The sequence below is a fragment of the Ureibacillus sp. FSL K6-3587 genome (genome assembly GCF_038593165.1).
Classification (GTDB): domain Bacteria; phylum Bacillota; class Bacilli; order Bacillales_A; family Planococcaceae; genus Ureibacillus; species Ureibacillus suwonensis.
In genome coordinates, this window is sequence record NZ_CP151969.1 from 2,188,269 (window position 1) to 2,208,872 (window position 20,604).

Annotated in this window: 15 protein-coding genes; 7 read left to right on the top strand and 8 right to left on the bottom strand. The window is 41.7% G+C overall.

Features of this window, described 5'->3' with window-relative positions; all coding sequences use genetic code 11:
* Window positions 1-46: 46 nt before the first annotated feature.
* The 5 genes from bioB to NSS77_RS10820 all read right to left on the bottom strand — a co-directional run bounded on the left by bioB (window position 47) and on the right by NSS77_RS10820 (window position 5,194).
* A complete protein-coding gene (bioB, locus tag NSS77_RS10800; RefSeq protein WP_342468758.1) occupies window positions 47-1,045 on the bottom strand; it encodes a biotin synthase BioB in 999 nt (332 codons plus the stop codon).
* Window positions 1,042-1,620 (bottom strand): biotin transporter BioY, encoded by a 579-nt coding sequence (locus tag NSS77_RS10805; RefSeq protein ID WP_342468759.1) that lies wholly within the window; start codon window positions 1,618-1,620, stop codon window positions 1,042-1,044. The genes bioB and NSS77_RS10805 overlap by 4 nt, the downstream gene beginning before the upstream one ends.
* Entirely contained in the window at window positions 1,617-2,987 is a 1,371-nt protein-coding gene (bioA, locus tag NSS77_RS10810) for an adenosylmethionine--8-amino-7-oxononanoate transaminase (RefSeq protein WP_342468760.1), read from the bottom strand. The genes NSS77_RS10805 and bioA overlap by 4 nt, the downstream gene beginning before the upstream one ends.
* A complete protein-coding gene (bioD, locus tag NSS77_RS10815) occupies window positions 2,959-3,660 on the bottom strand; it encodes a dethiobiotin synthase (RefSeq protein WP_342468761.1) in 702 nt (233 codons plus the stop codon). Before bioD ends, bioA begins: the two co-directional genes overlap by 29 nt.
* Before the next feature lie 178 nt (window positions 3,661-3,838).
* The gene (locus NSS77_RS10820; RefSeq protein WP_342468762.1) at window positions 3,839-5,194 is read right to left on the bottom strand and encodes a transposase; all 1,356 of its coding nucleotides are present in this window, start codon (window positions 5,192-5,194) and stop codon (window positions 3,839-3,841) included.
* A gap of 326 nt (window positions 5,195-5,520) precedes the next feature.
* Here NSS77_RS10820 and NSS77_RS10825 point away from each other — a divergent pair, with 326 nt between their 5' ends.
* Both NSS77_RS10825 and NSS77_RS10830 read left to right on the top strand, forming a co-directional pair.
* Window positions 5,521-6,201, top strand: a complete 681-nt coding sequence (locus NSS77_RS10825) for a DUF554 domain-containing protein (RefSeq protein WP_342468763.1) — start codon at window positions 5,521-5,523, stop codon at window positions 6,199-6,201.
* A gap of 50 nt (window positions 6,202-6,251) precedes the next feature.
* Complete coding sequence (locus tag NSS77_RS10830; protein ID WP_342468764.1) at window positions 6,252-7,478, top strand: multidrug effflux MFS transporter; 1,227 nt, start codon at window positions 6,252-6,254, stop codon at window positions 7,476-7,478.
* Window positions 7,479-8,782: 1,304 nt separating this feature from the next.
* Here NSS77_RS10830 and NSS77_RS10835 read toward each other — a convergent pair.
* Complete coding sequence (locus NSS77_RS10835; protein WP_342468765.1) at window positions 8,783-10,540, bottom strand: B12-binding domain-containing radical SAM protein; 1,758 nt, start codon at window positions 10,538-10,540, stop codon at window positions 8,783-8,785.
* Between the two features lie 94 nt (window positions 10,541-10,634).
* Window positions 10,635-11,114 carry a hypothetical protein gene (locus tag NSS77_RS10840; RefSeq protein ID WP_342468766.1) on the bottom strand — a complete coding sequence of 160 codons (480 nt, stop codon included), beginning with the start codon at window positions 11,112-11,114 and terminating at the stop codon, window positions 10,635-10,637.
* Between the two features lie 261 nt (window positions 11,115-11,375).
* Between NSS77_RS10840 and NSS77_RS10845 the strand changes: the two genes are divergently transcribed.
* The 3 genes from NSS77_RS10845 (at window position 11,376) to NSS77_RS10855 (ending at window position 15,312) form a co-directional block, all read left to right on the top strand.
* Window positions 11,376-12,140, top strand: coding sequence for a metallophosphoesterase (locus tag NSS77_RS10845; RefSeq protein WP_342468767.1), 765 nt, complete (start codon window positions 11,376-11,378; stop codon window positions 12,138-12,140).
* Between the two features lie 178 nt (window positions 12,141-12,318).
* Complete coding sequence (locus NSS77_RS10850) at window positions 12,319-14,307, top strand: AarF/UbiB family protein (protein ID WP_342468768.1); 1,989 nt, start codon at window positions 12,319-12,321, stop codon at window positions 14,305-14,307.
* A gap of 117 nt (window positions 14,308-14,424) precedes the next feature.
* A complete protein-coding gene (locus NSS77_RS10855; RefSeq protein WP_342468769.1) occupies window positions 14,425-15,312 on the top strand; it encodes a 5'-3' exonuclease in 888 nt (295 codons plus the stop codon).
* A 26-nt stretch (window positions 15,313-15,338) separates the two neighbouring features.
* Here NSS77_RS10855 and NSS77_RS10860 read toward each other — a convergent pair whose 3' ends face one another.
* Window positions 15,339-15,869 carry a C39 family peptidase gene (locus NSS77_RS10860; protein WP_342468770.1) on the bottom strand — a complete coding sequence of 177 codons (531 nt, stop codon included), beginning with the start codon at window positions 15,867-15,869 and terminating at the stop codon, window positions 15,339-15,341.
* A 262-nt stretch (window positions 15,870-16,131) separates the two neighbouring features.
* On the opposite strand from NSS77_RS10860, the gene NSS77_RS10865 reads away from it, so the two are divergent.
* Together NSS77_RS10865 and NSS77_RS10870 are read left to right on the top strand one after the other, a co-directional pair.
* Complete coding sequence (locus NSS77_RS10865) at window positions 16,132-17,601, top strand: methyl-accepting chemotaxis protein (RefSeq protein ID WP_342468771.1); 1,470 nt, start codon at window positions 16,132-16,134, stop codon at window positions 17,599-17,601.
* Between the two features lie 433 nt (window positions 17,602-18,034).
* Window positions 18,035-20,134, top strand: a complete 2,100-nt coding sequence (locus NSS77_RS10870; RefSeq protein WP_342468772.1) for an MMPL family transporter — start codon at window positions 18,035-18,037, stop codon at window positions 20,132-20,134.
* Window positions 20,135-20,604: the final 470 nt, after the last annotated feature.

The window sequence follows — 20,604 nt, forward strand, 5'->3', positions numbered from 1 at the left end:
AATGGCCATTCTTCGGCGAATTCCTCATGCACTAATGAGATGTTTTTTAAACGTTCAACAGCTCCTGCTGTTTTTCCGTAAGCTCGATTTCAAAACCCAAGTCTTCCAGCATTTGATAGTCCTGGTTTGATTCTTGTCCTTCCGTTGTCAAATAGTCGCCGACGAAAATGCTGTTTGCCGCGTATAATCCCAACGGCTGCAAAGAACGGAGATTCACTTCTCGCCCGCCGGAAATGCGGATTTCTTTTGTCGGGTTCATGTAGCGGAATAAGGCAAGGACTTTCAGACAATAGCGCGGATTCAGCTCATTTGTCCCTTCCAGTTTCGTGCCCTCGATCGCATGCAAAAAGTTGACCGGAATGGAATCTGCATCAAGCGCCCGCAAAGCCCGGGCGATATCAATCACATCCTGTTTTGTTTCTTTCATGCCGATGATGGCGCCGGAACAAGGGGAAAGGCCGTGCTTTTTCACGATATCAATTGTATTCACCCGGTCTTGGTACGTATGGGTTGTCGTGATGAATGAGTGATGTCTTTCGGATGTATTGATATTGTGGTTGTAACGGTCCACACCCGCTTCTTTCAGCTGCTGTGCTTGTTCTTCTTTTAAGATCCCCAAACAGGCGCATACTTTTAATCCGTATTTTTCTTTGATTTCTTTCACGGCTTCACTGACCACGTTCACATCTTTCCGGGTCGGACCTCGGCCGCTTGCCACGATGCAATAGGTGCCAATTTTATTTTCGAAAGCGATTCTTGCCCCTTCCAAAATTTCCTCTTTTGTGATGAAAGGATATTTTGTGATCGGAGCAGAGGATTTCGAAGATTGGGCACAATAACCGCAATCTTCGGGGCAGTAGCCGCTTTTTGCATTCATGATCATGTTCAGTTTCACTTTTTTCCCGAAGTAGTGTTTCCGGATTGTAAATGCTCCATGCAATAATGGAAGGAGTTCATCATCCTCCGCGTTTAAAATCGCCATCGCTTCTTCATTTGAAAGTTCTTTTCCGTCAATGACTTCTTGGGCTAGAGTTTGCCAATTCATTTTGTTGCCTCCAATACATTGATTAGTCTTTTATTTAAAATGAAGTAAATCCGTCTTGCAAAAAGTCCAGTGACCATCGCCAATACAATGTCAACACCTACCGTGCTTAAAAAGGCGGTTACAAATACGGTTGATGCGCTTGTCGGCATATCAAGCCAGAAATTTAATGCCAAGTAAACGTAAGGGGCACCAATTGCGTAAATCACGAATGTGCCTGCCAAATTCGCCATGACAAATCGTAAACGGGAAGGTTCTTCTCCTCCGCGTTCAATAATGTATCCGATCACAAAAGCGCCTAAAGCAAAACCGGCCAAATATCCGAAAGTGGGCTGCAATACATATGTCAGCCCGCCCCCTTTTGTAAAGACAGGGAGTCCTGCCAAACCTACCAAGATATAAACCAATTGGCTCTGCAAACCTCTTTTGCTTCCTAAAATCGATCCTGCCAAAAATACGATGACAATTTGCAGTGTAAACGGCACAATCGGCAACGGTATCTTGATGAATGCCCCAATTGCTGTAAGCGCCGCAAATATTGCAACGAGTGTAAGGGAATAAATTTGCGAATTTCTCATCGAATTCCCACCTTTCTCTCTTTGAAAAATTCCATGATTTCCTGTTTTGCCGTTTCCACCATCCATTCAATTTCTTCTTCGGAAATGACGTATGGAGGCATGAAATATAAGATGTTGCCAAGGGGTCTGAGCAAAATTCCTTTTTTTAATGCCCTTTTGTATATTTGATAGCCAATACGCTCTTCTTCAGGGAGTGGCGCTTTTGACTTTTTATCGGCAACCAGTTCAATGGCTCCGACAAATCCCGTTTGACGATATTCCCCAACGGTTGGAAGTGAATCGAAGGCTTCATGCGCCAGTTGGTTTAATAATTTTGCTTTGTCCGCAATTTTTTCTAATACCTTCTCTTCTTCAAAGATGGCGAGGACTTCCTTGGCTGCACGCAATGCCAGGGGATTTCCCGTGTAGCTATGGGAATGTAAGAAAGCTTTCATCGTGCCGTAATCGTCATAAAAGGCGTAATAGATTTTGTTTGTCGTCAACACTGCCGAAAGAGGCAAGTAACCGCCAGTAATGCCCTTGGATAAACAGAGGAAATCCGGAGTAATGTCCGCTTGTTCGCACGCAAATAACGTGCCTGTTCTTCCAAAGCCGACCGCGATTTCATCTGCAATGAGATGCACATCATACTGGTCACACAATGCTCTTAATTTTTTTAAGAAAACAGGGGGATACATGTTCATGCCGCCTGCTATTTGGATTAACGGTTCGATGATGGCGGCGGAAAGGGTGTCCGCATGTTTTTCGAACTGTTCTTCAACAAACAGGGCACAAGGAGCATCACATGTGCCTGGATTTTCATTAAATGGACAGCGGTAACAATTCGGTCCTTCTGCACGGACGACATTCAAAAGAAGGGGTGTAAATACTTTGTTGTACAAGTCGACTGCCCCGACAGATAATGCTCCGAGTGTTTCCCCATGATAGGCATTGGTAAAAGTCAAGAACCGTTGTTTATTCGGTTGGCCGGTTTGGACTCTATATTGAAAACTCATTTTCAATGCAATTTCGATGGCGGCTGAACCGTTATCGGCGAAAAATACTTTTTCCAAGCCATCCGGTGTTTTGTCCACCAGCTTTTTTGCCACGTGGATGGCCGGTTCATGGGTAAAGTTTGCAAAGATGACATGTTCCAATTTTTTTGCCTGATCAGCGATTGCCTTGCTGATGCGCGGATTGGCATGTCCAAACAAGTTGACCCACCAGGAGGAAACCGCATCCAAATAACGGTTTCCTTGCTTATCGTACAGCCAGACTCCTTCGCCCCGCTCAATGACGATAGGAGGGAAAGATTCATAGTCTTTCATTTGGGAGCAAGGATGCCAAATATGTTTTAGATCAAGGTCTTGAAGTTCCAAGTAATTCAACCGTAATCAGCCTTTCAAAAATCGTTTCTCCGTCAAAGCTTTCAATCGTCCGGTTTCCCTCGACAATGACTATTGGCTTGTCAGGAATGAACCGGCGCAAAGTTTGGACGTTATTTTGTTCAATGGGACTATTTTTATATTGGTTGATGACGATGCCAAGCACTTCTATTCCTCTTGTATTTAGAGCATCAAGAGATAATAATGTGTGATTGATCATGCCAAGTTTTGAGGGTGTCACCAATACAACCGGCAGTTTTGAGCGTTGAATGATATCCAACAAAGTCAATGCAGTATGGGGTTGCAAAGGTACAAACAGCCCTCCAGCCCCTTCGCAAATCACAGCGTCATATTCTTTTGTTAAATGGCTTATTTTATTCAGTATTTGTGCCCCACTGATCCATTCCCCCTCCAGCTCGGCGGCATAATGGGGAGAGGCGGGAACAGGGAAAGAATATGAATTGATTGATTCGGGAGATAAAGGATGCAAACTATAATTTAAGTAAGTAGACGTATCGTAATAGTAGGTTATATCCCCCTTTTTTACCGCTCCCGTTTGTACGGGCTTATAGGGTACAACTTTTAACCCTTTTCTTTGCAAATACCGCATAATCAATGTTGTGATGAAAGTTTTCCCTACATCGGTGTCTGTTCCTGCAACCCAAAAATGGTTCAACTTATCACCTTCTTAGCTGTTGTGATTTTATGTTAACTTAGTTATTTATTAAGTTAACACATTTTCTTTTTCCAGTAAATATTTTTTTGGAATTTTGTATAAATTGAATCAATTTCATAAATCATAGTTTTTCTGAAGTATAGAGTACCCCTATACTAAAAACTTTGTTTTTTTTAAATTATGCAACTTGGTTTTGTTGCTGTAATAAAGCATTGATTCGATCAACAGCTAGTTTGCAGGTATTATAAATTAACGTCACCAGATTGAAATGCATTTTTGCTTTCTTTCCTGTACGATGACGGACATTGTTTAATTGAAAGTATTCCTTTAAATAAGCGTTAACGCGTTCGACTGCTGTACGTTCTTGATAAAGCTGTTTCCATCGTTCTGTCCCACGTGCTGGATAGGTAAATTTACGGATATCTATATCACATTTGATTTTGAAAACTTTTTGGCAAAGGGTGTCTTCTCGTAATGGGCAAGTTGCACATTCCTTTGGACGTGTGAATTTTAATGTATTGTACTTAGCGTCAAAGCTGTCATATTGGTAACTATGTTCACGCACACAGGTTGGACGAAAATGTTCATCGAATCCTATATATTCTCCTTCTCGGCGAACGTTGTAAGGAATCACGACTCGCATGGACTGTGATACGGCTTGACGGTAAATAGGTTCAACATCATAACCAGCATCAAATATAGCGATTGTAAATTGACCGTTTCCTAAGTGATGAAGTTTTTTCAATAATGGAATCGCAGCTTTACAATCACTTAAATTACCTGAGGACATCAAACGAGTGATGATATATTGACTTTTCGTCGAAACAGCTAAATGTGCTTTATAACCAAACCAGAATGTATTTTTTCCTTTACTATTCTTTTTCACACCCCATTTTGGCTCAATCGGTACATCCTTCCAAAGGGTTTCTAATGGGATATCCAGCTGTTCTTTCAGTTCTTTTTCATAGGTTGATTGATTTCCTTTTTTCTCTACTTGTTCGGCTAACCAAACAGCTCGTTCAGCTTTCGTTTTACGACCACGTTTTTTAGGAGTTTTAGGTGCTTTCTTTTCTGATGGTGTGAAAGCATCACGAGCTTCAAAGTGACTCGCATCGATGGCGACATGTTCATCATTTAGAAAGCCTTCCAACATCGCTGTTTTGATGAGTGTATCGTTCATTTTATCTAGCACATCTGATTCACTAATGACTTGAATCATGCGTGAATAAGAGCTTTCAGATGGTACGACATCAGACACAAGGAATCCACAGTCGAAACGAAATAAAGGATCATGAACCAAACGTTTGACTAAATCCTTGATAGTTGGAATACGTTCGACAATACGTATAATCAGCGATTGAATCATTGCACCATAATTCAATTCACGTGGTGCACCTTTCAATGTCTTTTTAGAAAACAATTGAAATATAGGCTGAATGTCGATAGCACTAAAAATGGCTTCATAACGATGGGAACTTTCCATTTCTAATAATTGATGGATGTCAAAAAGAGAAATTTGTTTTACAATAGTCATAGGGTACTCACCTCTTTCGTATGGTTTGTTTGGTTACCTACCATTATAACGAAATTTGGGGAGGTACCCATTTTTTATTGTCTTGAATCCCTTGAAAATCAAGGGGTGAGAATTATGAAATTAACTCAATTAGGTAATTGGTTTTGGAATGGTGAGACTATTTGGAGGATTTATTCAATGAAGGCCGATGTTGGAATTCTTTTAGTATAAAAATCAAATGTGATTTTTGTAGAGTTGTGTTAAAATTCTTTATTATTACAAAATTTGTATATTTTTTTAAGAAATAATGTTGTTCGAAGCTTGAATAGTTGATAGGAGTGTAAAACATGATTGGCACAATCGTTAATACCGTTTGTATTCTGGTGGGCAGCTTGGTAGGCAGCATATTGAAAAAGGGGATTAAAGAGGAATACCAAACGGCGTTATTTACCGCAATGGGATTTGCGGCTACAGCATTGGGCGTAAATGCCATTGTTCAAAATATGCCCAATAGTGAATACCCGGTATTATTTATCGTGAGTTTATCGATCGGCGGGTTGGTGGGAACAATCATCGATTTTGACGGGAAATTCAAAAAAGTCGTTGATCGTTTTTCAAAAACGGATTTAAGCAAGGGATTATCTACGGCAATTTTGCTGTTTTGTATTGGCACTTTATCGATATTAGGGCCTGTGGAAAGCGCGCTTCATCAAAATCATACATATTTATTTACCAATGCAACCCTGGATTTGGTGACATCAATGGCATTGGCTGCCACTTACGGCATCGGCATCGCATTTGCAGCGGTAGTATTGTTTTGCTGGCAGGGGGCTATTTATCTAAGCGCAACCTATATCGCTCCTTTTTTGACAAATGAATTGATGACGGAAGTTTCCATTGTGGGCGGCATATTGATCTTAAGTTCAGGATTGTCGATTTTGGGAATCAAGGACAGCAAGTCGTTGAACATGCTGCCGGCGCTATTTGTACCGGTGCTTTGGTTTCTCATTCTGGCGGTGTTTAAATGAAAGTTGGAGTAAAAAAGAGGAAAGATATGACCAGTTCAGGAGGATCAGGTATGGATGACCGTTTGCAAGAACAAATGCATGAACGAATGAATAGAAAGCCGATGAAGCTTGCGGCCATTTTGGGGGCATTGGGGGCTTTTGCTCCGTTGTCCATAGATATGTATTTACCGGCACTCCCGCATATTGCAAAAGAACTTCATACAAGCCAATCAATTGTGCAGTTGAGTTTAACTTTTTTCTTATTCGGACTTGTATTGGGCCAATTGATGGTGGGCCCGATCAGTGATGCAAAGGGACGGCGGAAACCGTTGTTGTTTGGGCTTTTGGTTTATGCTGTGTGTTCATTGTTGTGTATTTTTGCTCCAACCATTGAACTATTTATTGTTTTGAGATTTTTGCAGGGAGTATCTGGTGCAAGCGGTATTGTGCTGTCCCGCGCCATTTTGAGGGATGTTTTTTCCGGAAAAAAATTGACGAAGGTTTTTGCTATGCTGGCTTTGGTGCAAGGTGCTGCTCCGGTATTGGCTCCGGTGCTTGGGGGCATTATATTGCTTTTCGCTCCTTGGAAAGGGGTATTTCTATTCTTGGCGGTTGTCGGGTTGGTCATGTTCTTCATTGTTCTGTTTTATTTGCCGGAATCATTGGATGTTCGTATGCGGAGCAAGGGAAGCATTAAAGAAACGTTCATCACCTTCAAAAAATTGTTTCTGGACCGCAGCTTTATCGGATATGCATTAGTGATCGCCTTTTTGTTTACCATGATGTTTGCGTATATTTCGGGTTCTTCCTTTGTATTCCAAGAGATGTATGGACTTTCCGCGCAGCTTTATAGTTTGATTTTTGCCGTGAATGGCATTGGCATTGTTCTGTGCAGCCAATTGACCGGGCGGTTAGTGGGGATTGTGAGCGAAAAGAAGTTGTTGGTTACCGGAATCGGACTGTCCTTTGTCGGAACGGCTGTTTTATTGGTGCTGCTTCTATTGAAGGCAAAGATTTATTTCATTTTGCCGCCATTATTTTTGGCGATTGCCAGCATGGGAATGGTCAATACATCCGGACAATCATTGGCTTTGCAAAATCAGGGGAAAGTGGCCGGAAGTGCTTCCGCTTTGCTGGGAGTATTGCAATACGCGATTGCGGGATCCTTTGCGCCTCTGACAGGATTGGGAAATGATCCATCTGTATCGATGGGGATTGTAATGATGATTGGAAGTGTTTTCGCCATTCTTTCTTATCTTTTCCTGATCAGGAAGAATCAAGTGGTAACTGATAAATAGGGAAGTGGCATCCGCAGCAATATGGGGTGATTTGCACTAAATGAGTGGCCAAGTGCACCAAATGCGGGGGTATACGCACTAAATGAGTGGCCAAGTGCACCAAATGGGGAAGTATACGCACTAAATGAGTGGCCAAGTGCACCAAATGGGGAAGTATACGCACTAAATGAGTGGCCAAGTGCACCAAGTGCGGGGGTATACGCACTAAATGAGTGGCTAAGTGCACCAAATGCGGGGGTATACGCACTAAATGAGTGGCCAAGTGCACCAAATGGGGAAGTATACGCACTAAATGAGTGGCCAAGTGCACCAAATGGGGAAGTATACGCACTAAATGAGTGGCCAAGTGCACCAAGTGCGGGGGTATACGCACTAAATGAGTGGCTAAGTGCACCAAATGCGGGGGTATACGCACTAAATGAGTGGCCAAGTGCACCAAATGGGGAAGTATACGCACTAAATGAGTGGCCAAGTGCACCAAATGGGGAAGTATACGCACTAAATGAGTGGCCAAGTGCACCAAGTGCGGGGGTATACGCACTAAATGAGTGGCTAAGTGCACCAAATGCGGGGGTATACGCACTAAATGAGTGGCCAAGTGCACCAAATGGGGAAGTATACGCACTAAATGAGTGGCCAAGTGCACCAAATGGGGAAGTATACGCACTAAATGAGTGGCCAAGTGCACCAAGTGCGGGGGTATACGCACTAAATGAGTGGCTAAGTGCACCAAATGCGGGGGTATACGCACTAAATGAGTGGCCAAGTGCACCAAATGGGGAAGTATACGCACTAAATGAGTGGCCAAGTGCACCAAATGGGGAAGTATACGCACTAAATGAGTGGCCAAGTGCACCAAGTGCGGGGGTATACGCACTAAATGAGTGGCTAAGTGCACCAAATGCGGGGGTATACGCACTAAATGAGTGGCCAAGTGCACCAAATGGGGAAGTATACGCACTAAATGAGTGGCCAAGTGCACCAAATGGGGAAGTATACGCACTAAATGAGTGGCCAAGTGCACCAAGTGCGGGGGTATACGCACTAAATGAGTGGCTAAGTGCACCAAATGCGGGGGTATACGCACTAAATGAGTGGCCAAGTGCACCAAATGGGGAAGTATACGCACTAAATGAGTGGCCAAGTGCACCAAATGGGGAAGTATACGCACTAAATAGGGAAAACATCCACATCAAATAAGTCTACATACCCACTAAATGCGAACTTTGCTCTATCCATTGGAATACGATCCACCCCATAATAATCAAAAAAGCACAAACCTTGCCCTGGTTTGTGCTAAAAATTTATTCCGTTACGATGACGCTTTTAGGAAACGTTGCAAAATATGGGGAGTTTCCTTGTCTGAAGAAGACAAACAAATACGTGTCGCTTTCAACAATCTTTCCAATTTGATACGCTTCGTAGTCAAGGTTGAATGGAACGATGAGGGAATGTTTCACCAGTTCCTTTTCATTCACTTTCATTTGAACGAATTCTTCCCCTGCGATTTCCGGTGTTTCAATCAACTTTTTATTGATGGCCTTTAATTCCTCTTTTGGAATCCGCTCATCCCACCAAAGTTTCCGGGGATGGAACTGCTGTTTTGATAAGAAGTCCAGCTTCATTAAACTGTGGACAATCCCTAAGTTCACATTTGGCAAAGTGCGCAAAAATTCATCCAATCTTGTAAACAAATCTTCCAATTGATGGCCAATTCTGGACCAGCCTTTTTCTTCCCAGAACGTACCGAAATTTTGGAAGAAGTCGAAAGGTGTTTCAAAAACTTCCGTTACTAAATATTCAACCGTGCCGTCCATGCGATGGGCGTTCCAATATTTTTCCAGCACGTCTTCCGCTTGCTTGATGCGGATGATGTCATCAAAGCTCAACACGTTGTTCGATAAAATTTCATAAGGTGCAATATCCACGTATGTATACCCGAATTTTTCCGATTCAATTCGCAATCCCGTGCCCCTCAATAATTTCAGGAAGCCCAGCTGCAATTCTTCGGGACGCATCTCGAACACATCGTTGAATGTTTTGCGGAAACTTTCGTAGTCCTCTTCCGGAAGGCCGGCAATCAAATCCAAATGCTGGTCGATTTTTCCTCCTTCCTTCACCATTGTGACCGTTCTTTTCAGTTTTTCGAAGTTTTGCTTCCGTTTTACCAGCTCATTCGTTAAATCGTTCGTTGATTGAACCCCGATTTCAAAACGGAACAATCCCGCCGGTGCATGGTCGTTTAAAAATTGAATGACTTCCGGCCGCATGATGTCTGCCGTGATTTCAAATTGGAACACCACGCCAGGTACATGTTCGTCGATCAAAAATTGGAACATGTCCATCGCATAGCGGCGGCTGATATTGAACGTGCGGTCTACGAATTTGATGGTTTTTGCCCCGTTCGCCATCAAATAACGGATGTCCTCTTTGATTTTTTCCCGGTCAAAATAACGGACACCGATTTCAATGGATGATAAGCAAAATTGGCAAGAAAACGGACAGCCGCGGCTCGTTTCAATATACTGGATCCGCTTTGAAATAGAATCCCGGTCTTCTTCAAAACGGAAGGGGCTCGGCAATTCCCGCAGATCGATTTTTGGGGGCTGTGGATGGATGTTCATCTTGCCATCTTTCAAATAGGCAATGCCGGGCACTTCCTCCAAAGGAATTTCTTCATGAACATAACGAAGCAGTTGTTTGAAGGAATATTCCCCTTCGCCCATGATGATGAAATCGACAAGCCCATCCAACCGGCGCAGCCAATAATGCACGTCATAGGACACTTCCGGACCGCCCAACACAATTTTTGTTTTGGGGCTCACGGCGCGCAGCATTTGAATGACTTTGATCGTTTCTTCAATGTTCCAAATATAGCAGCTGAAACCGACCAAATCCGGTTTCCGTTGATACAACTCGGTCACAATATTCAACGCCGGTTCCTTTATCGTAAACTCGACAATCTCCGGATCAAACTCCGGCCGGGCATATGCTTTCAAATAGCGGATGGCCAAGTTCGTATGAATGTATTTGGCGTTCAATGTTGTCAGTAAAATATTCATCAGTCGAACTCCTTTAAAACGATTAATCAACACACTTCAATCTATCACATCTATTATACACATAAATCGCGGACGTTCTCCTAAGAATAAAAAGTCACGAAAAAATAATTTTGACAGGATGCTTTTCAAAATAGGATGGATCTTCCTTAGAAGAGATGTGTATTTCCATTTCCAGATCATTTTTGAATTCGGGAAATTCAATCTCATCGGCTTGCTGTATGATTAATCTTGCATTTGCGGCTTTTTGGGGGGAGATTTCCTGATGCATTTCATAGATGGTTTCATCTACCATGCGTTCATCCACCGATAATCTTTGAGCGGAGATGATGATTGCATCTTTGCGTTTATTCAGTATATCAAAAGTGATGGTGACCGTTGTCTTTGATTGATTTTTATTTTTCTTCATATTTAATACCGTTATTTTTACATGTTCATTGTCGGCCACCAGCTGCCGGATTTCTCTTTCTTTGTCCTCATCCCTTTCGTTTTTCCCCAGGTTCGATTGTGAAGGGACACCGCAGGCAAAAAGAATGAAAACAAGAAACAACAAATAAAATCGATGCAAGTTTTTCATAAATGTCACCTTTAATCATCATGAATTGGTTGAAAATAGATCAAATGTTAGTATGAAAATCTCTGTTCCCATTTATACATGACGGTTGATTCATCCAATGAATCGTTTTTTTAGAGATTATCGTGATAATGCGTTCTTAAATTGTCTGAAAAACCATGAAAATTTCCCGCAATTCTGTAGTATAATTGAATAAAATGTAAATTGTGAGAAAGATTTCAGAAAAGGTTCACCTTCTCTTGAATGGAATAAAGAGGTGTATAGATGGATAAAGTATTTGCCATTGGAGATATACATGGAAGTTATCAATTGCTTGACAAAGTATTGGATTATTGGAATCCCAATGAAGAATTGCTAATTTTCTTAGGGGACTATATTGACCGTGGGAAAGACAGTTTGCAAGTATTGCGGAAAGTGATCGAGCTGTCGAAAGAATACAAAGTGATTACGTTAAGCGGGAATCATGAACAGATTTTTTTGAATTGGTTGAAAAAGCCGAAAGTGATGTCGGAATTTTATTTTGACCAAAAAGTTGGCGGGGCAAGCACCATTGAAAGTTTCTTCTCTGCCATGCCACACCAACCATCAATGGAAGATTTGAGCGTTGAACAAATGGTGGAAATCTTAAAAACGAATTTTGCGGATGAAATCGAGTTTCTTAAAAACCTTCGTTTGTACTATTATTGGAGACCATATGTTTTTGTCCATGCGGGGATCAATGCCGGTGTCGATGATTTTTTGGAAACGGGTTCGGATGAATTTCTCTGGATCCGGGAAGAATTTACGAAAGTGCCCCACCAGGCGAAAGAAATCGTCGTCTTTGGCCATACACCCACAATCTTTTTAAATGAAGACGGCTCAAGCAAAGTTTGGATTTCCCCTTGCCGAAAAAAAATCGGCATTGATGGCGGCGGAGAGATTTATAAAGATGGAAACATCCATGGAGTTCGTTTCCAAAGAAATTCCTCAGAAATCGAAGTGTATTCCGCCAACGGAAAGGGAATTACCACAAGCCATTTTACATTGTAACAGGGAATTTTCAAAAAGTGGAATGGAACAGGATTCCAGGATTCACCTATTAGTGAATCCTTTTTTTGAATATCGATAAAAATTAATTTATTGTTAATATAAGAAGGCCCAGGAATGACCATTACGGAATGGAAGCCATACTAAGATTAATGGAGATTCAATGGAAGTGGTGAAGTGAATGAGTGCAATCAATGCGATATTGCAAATCCTGTTTGTTTCAATCATTATCTTTTTTATCAGCGGAAGGCTCATTGGTTCCAATGTGAACCTGTTTCGGAGAGTGTTGTCTGTCATCATCAGTGTCTCATTCACTACCTTTGTATTTTGGTATACGTACATAAGGGAAAATCCAAAATATGAAGATGGCGTTGTCAGCGTCGCGACTTTGTTATGGATTGGCAGCATGCTATTAATTTCCATGCTGATTTATTTGTTTTTTGAACTCTTTGATCCGATTGCACTGGATGAAAGTGCCGGACGGTATGCGGAGAAAAAGACGATTTTCAGGAAAGTGATCAATTATTGGCGATATCAAAAACGTTTGCGCACAGTGGTAAAAGCGGCGGTGACCAACGGAATCACGAGAACGGTCAAATATGCAAGAAACAGAGATACGGACAAGCAATTGGCGATTGCTTTAAGGGCAACCCTTGAAGAGAGCGGCGGCATTTTCATCAAATTCGGACAAGTGTTATCCACCCGGAAAGAATTGTTTTCCCCGGTCTTTACAGAAGAATTGAAAAAACTGCAACAAAAAGTTTCACCTATGACCTATGATGAGGTAACAGCGATTTTAAAAGAAAATTATTCCCGGGATGTGGATGAAATTTTTTCTTTTTTTGAAGAAAAGCCATTGGCGGCGGCTTCCATTGGTCAAGTCCATCGTGCCGTGCTGAGAGACACCCATGAGGAAGTGGTGGTGAAGCTTTTGCGCCCGCAAGTGAAGACCATTATGCGGGAAGATTTGGGCATTCTGTTGGAATTTGCCGATTGGATCACCGCCAAATCCCAATGGGCGGAGAGCATGGGATTCAAAGCATTGGCAGAAGGTTTTGCCAATTCAATGAAGGAAGAAACGGACTTTTCCATCGAAGCGCGCAATATGATTCAAATCCGCAATATATTGAAGAATAGCAAACTGAATGTAAAAATTCCAAGGGTTTATGAACAATACAGCAATGAAAATATTCTTGTGATGGAATATGTGAAGGGCGTAAGCATTGCTGAACTGGATAAAATAGAAGATCAATATTACATTGACCGGAGTGAGTTGGCGAGAAAACTCATTTGCTCCTATTTGGAACAGGCGCTGGTCTCCGGAATCTTCCATGCCGATCCGCATCCTGGAAATATTGCGGTGAACCCGGAAACGGGGGAACTCATTCTGATGGATTTCGGGGCGGTTTGCCGATTGTCGGGTCAACAGCTGGAGGGCTTGAAACTGTTTTTCATCGGAATTCAACAGAGCGATCCTTCCATTTTATATGATGCGATTTCACTGTTGATTAAAAATAAAGATGAGATTGATCGGCAAGAATTGGAACAGGCAATCGGCCAAATATTATTGAAAATTTCTTTTGTCAATAAAGTTCCGACAGATGAGACGATTTATTCCATTTTTACAGTAATCAGGGAAGCGGGACTGCAATTTTATTCCCAAGTCAGCCTTGCGCTAAGGGTAATTGTGACATTGGATGGAACCTTGAATATGATAGATTCCAATATCAACATTTTCGAAGAAGCGAGAGAATTTACGAACGATTACATGAAAGCTTCGATCAGAAAGCCGTTCAAAGAGCCGGTTGAAACGATGGAAAAACTGCAGGAAGAACTTGCGTTATTAATCCCGAACTTGCGAAAAATCCCAAGGCGATTTGATCAGTTGGTCCGAAAAATTGAAGATGGAAAGGTCACCTTGCACCATGACATCTTCTCGGATAAAACGAATGCCAAGTTCGTCACTCAACTGTTTTCGAAATTCGTATTATTGATGGTTGGAATTACGTTCGGCATCATTTCCACTGCGCTGCTTGCGATTTCCCAATTTATCGAAACGGTGTATGCCATTTATTTAAATACTGCGGCTTATCTCGGATTGTTTTTATGTTCCATTTTGCTTGTCCGATTGTCCATTCAAGCCATACGGGATATGAAAAAGAGGGATTGATGAATGCACTTTTCCCGGTTGTACGCGGGAAAGGTGCTTTTATTTTGGCTGCGGATTCCAATTACAGATGGCCGGCAGTTTGCTATAATGGTTGGAGTAGAAAGTGGGGATAAAGAAATGAAACTTCAACCGCATCTTTTAGTGATTGACGGAATGGCCCTATTATTCCGTTCTTTTTATGCCACAAGCGTGATGGGGCATTATCAATATTTGCCGGACGGCAGAGCTTCCAACGGTGTGCAGGGATTTGCAAGGCATGTGTTGACCGCCCAATCGATTGTAAAGCCGAGCCATCTTGCCATTTGCTGGGATATGGGGACCCAAACTTTTCGCAATGAGTTGTTTCGTGAATATAAGTCCAATCGAAGCGCTCCACCGGAAGAGATGATTCCCCAGTTTGATATGGCGAAGGAAGTTTCCGAATGGATTGGCTGGAAGAATATCGGCGAAATTGGAATGGAAGCGGATGATTGCATCGGATCCATCGTAGAGAAGTGGAAAGAAGAAGCGAAGATCACCATCATAAGCGGGGACAGGGATTTGTTGCAATTGTTGAACCCTGCCACGGAAATAGCGTTTACCAAAAAAGGCTATTCAGAGTACGATGTCTATACAGTGGAACGATTTAAATCGGAGTATGCGATAGAACCCCATCAGTTTGTGGATGTAAAAGCATTTATGGGGGATTCGAGCGACGGTTATCCGGGTGTCAAAGGAATCGGACCGAAAACGGCACTCCAACTTATCCAAAAATACGGCTCCGTTGATGGAGTTTTAAAAAATTTGGAAGAATTAAAACCAGGCCAACGAAACAAAATCGCCGAGAATATGGAAATGTTGAAACTGTCTTATCAATTGGCATCGATCAACAAAAATGTTTCGATCAAAGCGAGTTTGGATGAATTGACTGTCCCAAATTACAAAGCGGAAACCTTCGAGCATTTGGCAAGCAAAGGATTTACATCCATTGCGAAACATGCCCATTCCTTAATGCCGATTGTTTAAAATATCCATGGACACAAACGGAGGGATCAGTTTGTGTCCTGTTTTATTTTCGGTTCAATTTTCACAAAGCTGAGCACTTTGCTGTTTTTGGAATAAGGAACCTTTCGGATCTGACTATCCCGATTCACGCCACCATTGTCATGGACTATTAAAATTAATTCCCCGTCATCGATTTCGTACCCAATCAGAGGAACCCAATGATACTTGAAAGAAGGCTTTGAATTCCATTGAAAGGTGAAATATTTATCGAACTTTGCTGCTGCCGGTCTGCCTTCATCAATTTGCCGCAAAGCTTCTTTTAAAGAACATTTTTGTACAATCCATTCAGGACCCAAATATCTTTGCAAGTTTTTGATGAGCCTCCAACGAAACAGCCCGATCTTCGTTGTCCCCAGCAAGGAGTAAAGATCATTTACATTTTTGGCATAGTCTATTCCCAATAAATATTTTAAAATCACATAAATTGTTGTCGGACCACAGGCAGAGTTCCGGTAGGATGGAAGGATTTCTTTATGATACTGTGAATGGCCTTGAACATTCAGAATTCTTCTTTTCATCTAGCAACACCCGATTTCTGTTTACAAAAATTGTAGAATAATGGAGGAGAATTAGTATGAATTTCTTATTTACATAAATAGGTTAATAAGATTAAATATGGTATAATCTACTTATTTTTCTGAATCTTCTCATATTAGATGGATAAGAAAGGATGGATTATGACTGAAAATCGATGTCCTGTTTATTAGCTAGATTATTTCCACGGAAATGTTTTTGTCGAAAAAACACCAATTATGACCACAACATATGGGAGGGGACGATGTGATCCAAGCGAACTACAATACGCACAGAGTTCATAAAATCAATGTGGTATTGACGATCATTTTGGTCTTTTTGATTTGTGCATCCCATGTCAATGAAAAAGGGCTTGAAGGAAGCAAATTATATGTCATGGCAGGAACACTGATTCTGTTAGTGTCGATTCTTTTGTATTTTTTGCCGATCAATAAATATATAAAAGGTTTATTAATTTCATTAATTCCAAGTATAGTGATTATTACACTTTTTTTAATGGATGGATTTACTTTAGGAAAACATTATATCATTATTCTGTCCATTGCAATGGTCACAATGTATTTTAAAAAAGAACTGATCATTGCATTAGGTATATTTTTGGATATAGCCTATCTTTCAATCTATATTTTGTATCCGGAAAAATTGATAGGCGCAAACAATAATTTCGTCGTCATCTTTTTTGTAATGAATGCCATTGTTGTGCTGCTTTATTTATTGACTCGATGGGGCAGGCAGCTCATTGAAGATGCCTATCAAAAGGAATTTGAAGCGAAGGAACTGGTAAGCAAGTTGAAGGAAACCTTTTCATCAGTGGAACAGGCATCCGATTTGCTTGATGAACATATTACGAAGTTTTACAGCGACATTAAAAGCATTTATAAATCGAGCAAGGATATTGTGCAATCCGCTGAACAAGTTGGAACCGGCATTCAGGAAGAGGCGGGCAGCGTGTCAGTCATCAATGATTCGATGGGACAGTCGGTTGAAAAAATGGATCAGATTGTCACTGTGGCGGAAGAGATTATGAAGAAATCGGAAAACATGAACAACAAAGTGCGGGAAGGCTGGAACAAAATCAATCAAGTGACAGACTACATGGATTCTGTCGGTACAACCATCAGCAATACGACCATAACCGTCTCCGATTTGCAGGAAAGTTTGGAAAGAGTGAACACGCTCCTTGGCAGCATTAAAGAAATAGCAGATCAAACCAATCTGTTGGCGCTCAACGCAGCCATCGAGTCCGCCCGGGCAGGGGAGCATGGGAAGGGATTTGCGGTTGTGGCGGAAGAAGTGAGAAAGCTGGCCGAACAAAGCGCACGGATTACAGAAAGTATTCAAGTGGTGACGGTGGAATTGTTCACTAAATCCAAAGAAGCGCAGGAAAAATCCGCCCAAGGGGAAATGGCGATCACAGAGGGAAGAAGATTATTGAAAGAGATTGCCGTTTACTTCGATGAAATCAAGGATACTTTTACAGATATTTACGATTCATTGTTAGAGGAACGGGCAGAAATCGAACATGCCAAAAACAATTTCTTTACCATTCAAAATCAAATTGAAACTGTAACCGCCATCTCTGAGGAAAATGCGGCAGCCACTGAAGAAATCATTTCAACTTTGGAAAATGAACATGAATTGCTGGCTTCAATTAATAAGTCCATTGCCGAAATTCATGAACTGAGCAAAAAACTGAGGAAAATGACAAAAAGTTAAAAAGGATGGAAGGGGCCGTCTGAATCGTCATTTTGAGACGGCCCCTTTGCATTCCGCTGAAGTTATATCGAGTGGAAAACTTTTTATCGGCGGTCGGGGAAACAAAGAATGAGATTTTAAGAAAGGGTGTCAGCAAAGTTGGATTTTCGGACACCCTTTTTAATATGCAGGTGAAAAGGATTGGCAGGCGTTCGTTTTTTTATATTGCCTTGCAAATTCTCTCCATTCTTCTGTTGTTAGTATTGGGAAAGTAATGTGCTGATACTGAACATTCTTGCAAAATCTTAACATTTTTGAGTATATTTTTCTTTAAGGTAAAATTTCAGTTAAATATTCGTTATAATATTACACAAGTGCGTGCATCTTTTTTTCATTACACCAAGATTCTAAATATCCCCACAAAATTAATTCTCTAACAATTAGGAGGAAATCTATGAATTTTATTCGGTCAATTACTGATAAAGTTTCGACAAAAAAAGGCGCTTGGATCACGGTTGTCATCTGGCTGATCGTCATGATTGCCATCAGCGCCGGACCAAGACTCAGTGAGTATAAGACTACCAACTTCCAGGCTTTGCCGGATGATGCTCCATCCATTATCGCCCAAAATAAGTTGGACGAATATTTCCCTGACGAACAAGGGACTCCGGGAATCTATGTGTTCCATAAACCTGATGGGGAAATAACAGCCGATGAAGTCGGAAAAATTATTGATGGCATCAAAGAGGCCGATATTGATGGAATCGAAGCAATAGTTGATATCACTGCAATGCCTCCCCAAGCTTTAACGGCTTTTATGTCGGAAGATAAGACCACAATGATTGTTCCGATGAACTTGGAGAAGGATTTGGGAAGTTCCCAGTATGCGGAAATTAATGATAAAGCGACTGAAGTGGGGACGGAAATCGCGGAAGATTTAGGTGTTGAATTCTATATTACCGGACCTGCAGGGATTTCCGGGGATACAGTAAAATTGTTCGAATCTGCGGACTTAAAACTTTTATTTGCAACGATTCTTATTATCTTGGTTTTATTGATCGTGATTTATCGTTCACCGCTACTTGCGCTGATTCCTTTGCTTGCCACGGTTGTTGTGTATCAAGTGGTGAATCAGACAGTGGCGCTATTGGGTGCCGCAGGACTTGAAATCAACAACTCGACAACATCCATCATGAGCATCCTGTTGTTTGCGGCGCTGATTGACTATTCATTATTCGTATTCTCCCGCTATCGGGAAGAACTGAACCATCATGAAGATAAGTTCGAAGCAATGAAAATCGCCATGCGTTCTACTGCAACGCCGGTGTTATTTGCCGCAAGTACGGTGCTTGCCGCAATGATCATCCTGATTTTCGCCCATTTCCGCGAATATCAAAACTTTGCGCCAATCTTTGCAACGGCCATGATCATTATTATGATTGCGGCCATCACCCTTGTACCGGCTTTATTTGCGTTGTTTGGCCGCAAAGCATTCTGGCCGAAAGTTCCGAAATTCGGTGAAGCCAGTGAAGTAAAACATGGCATTTGGGGACCGATTGCGAAGTTTGTCACAACAAAACCGGTATTGGTTGGCGCGACAGTCATTTTGTTCTTGATCATCACAGGGTTGAACGTCTTTAATATTAAATACGAATTTAACATGGTCAAAAATTTCCCTGAAGACTTGCCTTCCCGTGTCGGTTTTGAAATCGTGGAAGAGAAGTTCAATAAAGGGGATTTGGCTCAAACGACCGTACTGGTGACAGGGGAAGATTTAACCTTTGAAGATGTTCAGGAAATCGCCCAGGATTTTTCCGGGAATGAAATGATCGGCTCTGCAAGGGCTTCCGGTGTAACGGATGATGGAAAGTACGGAAAAATCACCATTTCTTTAAACGAAGATCCATACAGTGTGGAAGCGATTGATTTCATTAAGGAATTCCGCGAAGAACATGCGACCTATCAATTAGCCAATGATAAAGAAGTGGAATTGGAATATGCAGGTACGACAGCCAAATTGGTTGATGAAGAAGATGTCAACAACCGGGATATCAAAGTCATCTTCAGTTTGGAAACTTTGTTGATTCTTGTCTTGCTATTGTTCCTGACACGTTCTCTCAAAATGCCGATTTATATGATGGCTACGATTCTGATTTCCTATGCCTCTGCATTAGGTTTGGGATTATTCCTTTTGGATGTGTTATTCGGATATGATGCGGTGTCTACACGGGCTCCGGTATATGCATTCATCTTCCTGGTGGCATTGGGAATCGACTACAATATCATCATGGTGAGCCGCTTCCTGGAAGAGCGGAAATTTGAATCGGTGAAAAACGCATTGGAAATCGCCGTCCGCAATACAGGCGGTGTGATTTCATCCGCCGGTGTCATCCTGGCAGCGACGTTCGCGGCGTTGACGACAATGCCGGTCATCGACTTGTTTGTATTTGGATTCATCGTGGCAGTCGGTATCATCATCGATACGTTCCTTGTTCGGGGAATGTTATTGCCGACACTCATTTTGTTCTTTGAAAAGGATAAAAAGGAAGCGTAAATATTTAGGGAGGCTGGGACATAACTAATAAAGTGAACGAGCTGCAAAAAAATTTTTTGTAAAAAATTGATATCACAGAAAATTGATTGGAGTGACGGGGCGACTCCTGCGGGAACAGCCCGAGTCTCGAGACCCCGCAGGAGCGAAGGTTTGAGCTCCGAGGAGGCTCGAGCCGGGCCCGCGGAAAGCGTCCCCGGAACGGAAATCAATTTTCTTCAATTATCAAAAAAACACCATTTTTCTCCCGTGAGAAAATGGTGTTTTTTATCTTTTGTCCCAGCCTCTTTTTTATTGAATCGGCATTTATGGCTTCCTCCCTTTTTCATAATTTCAATCCACCAACTGGCAGATTGCCCTGGTGAAAAGGGGGATGATAGACTAGCAATCTTCCATTTCGTTATTTAAATAAATTGGAAAACTATTTATAATAGAATTAACTTTAAACCATGGAGTTGTGAAAAAGGGGGATG

What these genes read in the sequence shown, in the direction of transcription:
- bioB (WP_342468758.1), bottom strand. Translation starts at nt 1,045, where the DNA reads ATGAATTGGCAAACTCTAGCCCAAGAAGTCATTGACGGAAAAGAACTT.
- NSS77_RS10805 (WP_342468759.1), bottom strand. Translation starts at nt 1,620, where the DNA reads ATGAGAAATTCGCAAATTTATTCCCTTACACTCGTTGCAATATTTGCG.
- NSS77_RS10820 (WP_342468762.1), bottom strand. Translation starts at nt 5,194, where the DNA reads ATGACTATTGTAAAACAAATTTCTCTTTTTGACATCCATCAATTATTA.
- NSS77_RS10825 (WP_342468763.1), top strand. Translation starts at nt 5,521, where the DNA reads ATGATTGGCACAATCGTTAATACCGTTTGTATTCTGGTGGGCAGCTTG.
- NSS77_RS10830 (WP_342468764.1), top strand. Translation starts at nt 6,252, where the DNA reads ATGGATGACCGTTTGCAAGAACAAATGCATGAACGAATGAATAGAAAG.
- NSS77_RS10835 (WP_342468765.1), bottom strand. Translation starts at nt 10,540, where the DNA reads ATGAATATTTTACTGACAACATTGAACGCCAAATACATTCATACGAAC.
- NSS77_RS10840 (WP_342468766.1), bottom strand. Translation starts at nt 11,114, where the DNA reads ATGAAAAACTTGCATCGATTTTATTTGTTGTTTCTTGTTTTCATTCTT.
- NSS77_RS10845 (WP_342468767.1), top strand. Translation starts at nt 11,376, where the DNA reads ATGGATAAAGTATTTGCCATTGGAGATATACATGGAAGTTATCAATTG.
- NSS77_RS10850 (WP_342468768.1), top strand. Translation starts at nt 12,319, where the DNA reads ATGAGTGCAATCAATGCGATATTGCAAATCCTGTTTGTTTCAATCATT.
- NSS77_RS10855 (WP_342468769.1), top strand. Translation starts at nt 14,425, where the DNA reads ATGAAACTTCAACCGCATCTTTTAGTGATTGACGGAATGGCCCTATTA.
- NSS77_RS10860 (WP_342468770.1), bottom strand. Translation starts at nt 15,869, where the DNA reads ATGAAAAGAAGAATTCTGAATGTTCAAGGCCATTCACAGTATCATAAA.
- NSS77_RS10870 (WP_342468772.1), top strand. Translation starts at nt 18,035, where the DNA reads ATGAATTTTATTCGGTCAATTACTGATAAAGTTTCGACAAAAAAAGGC.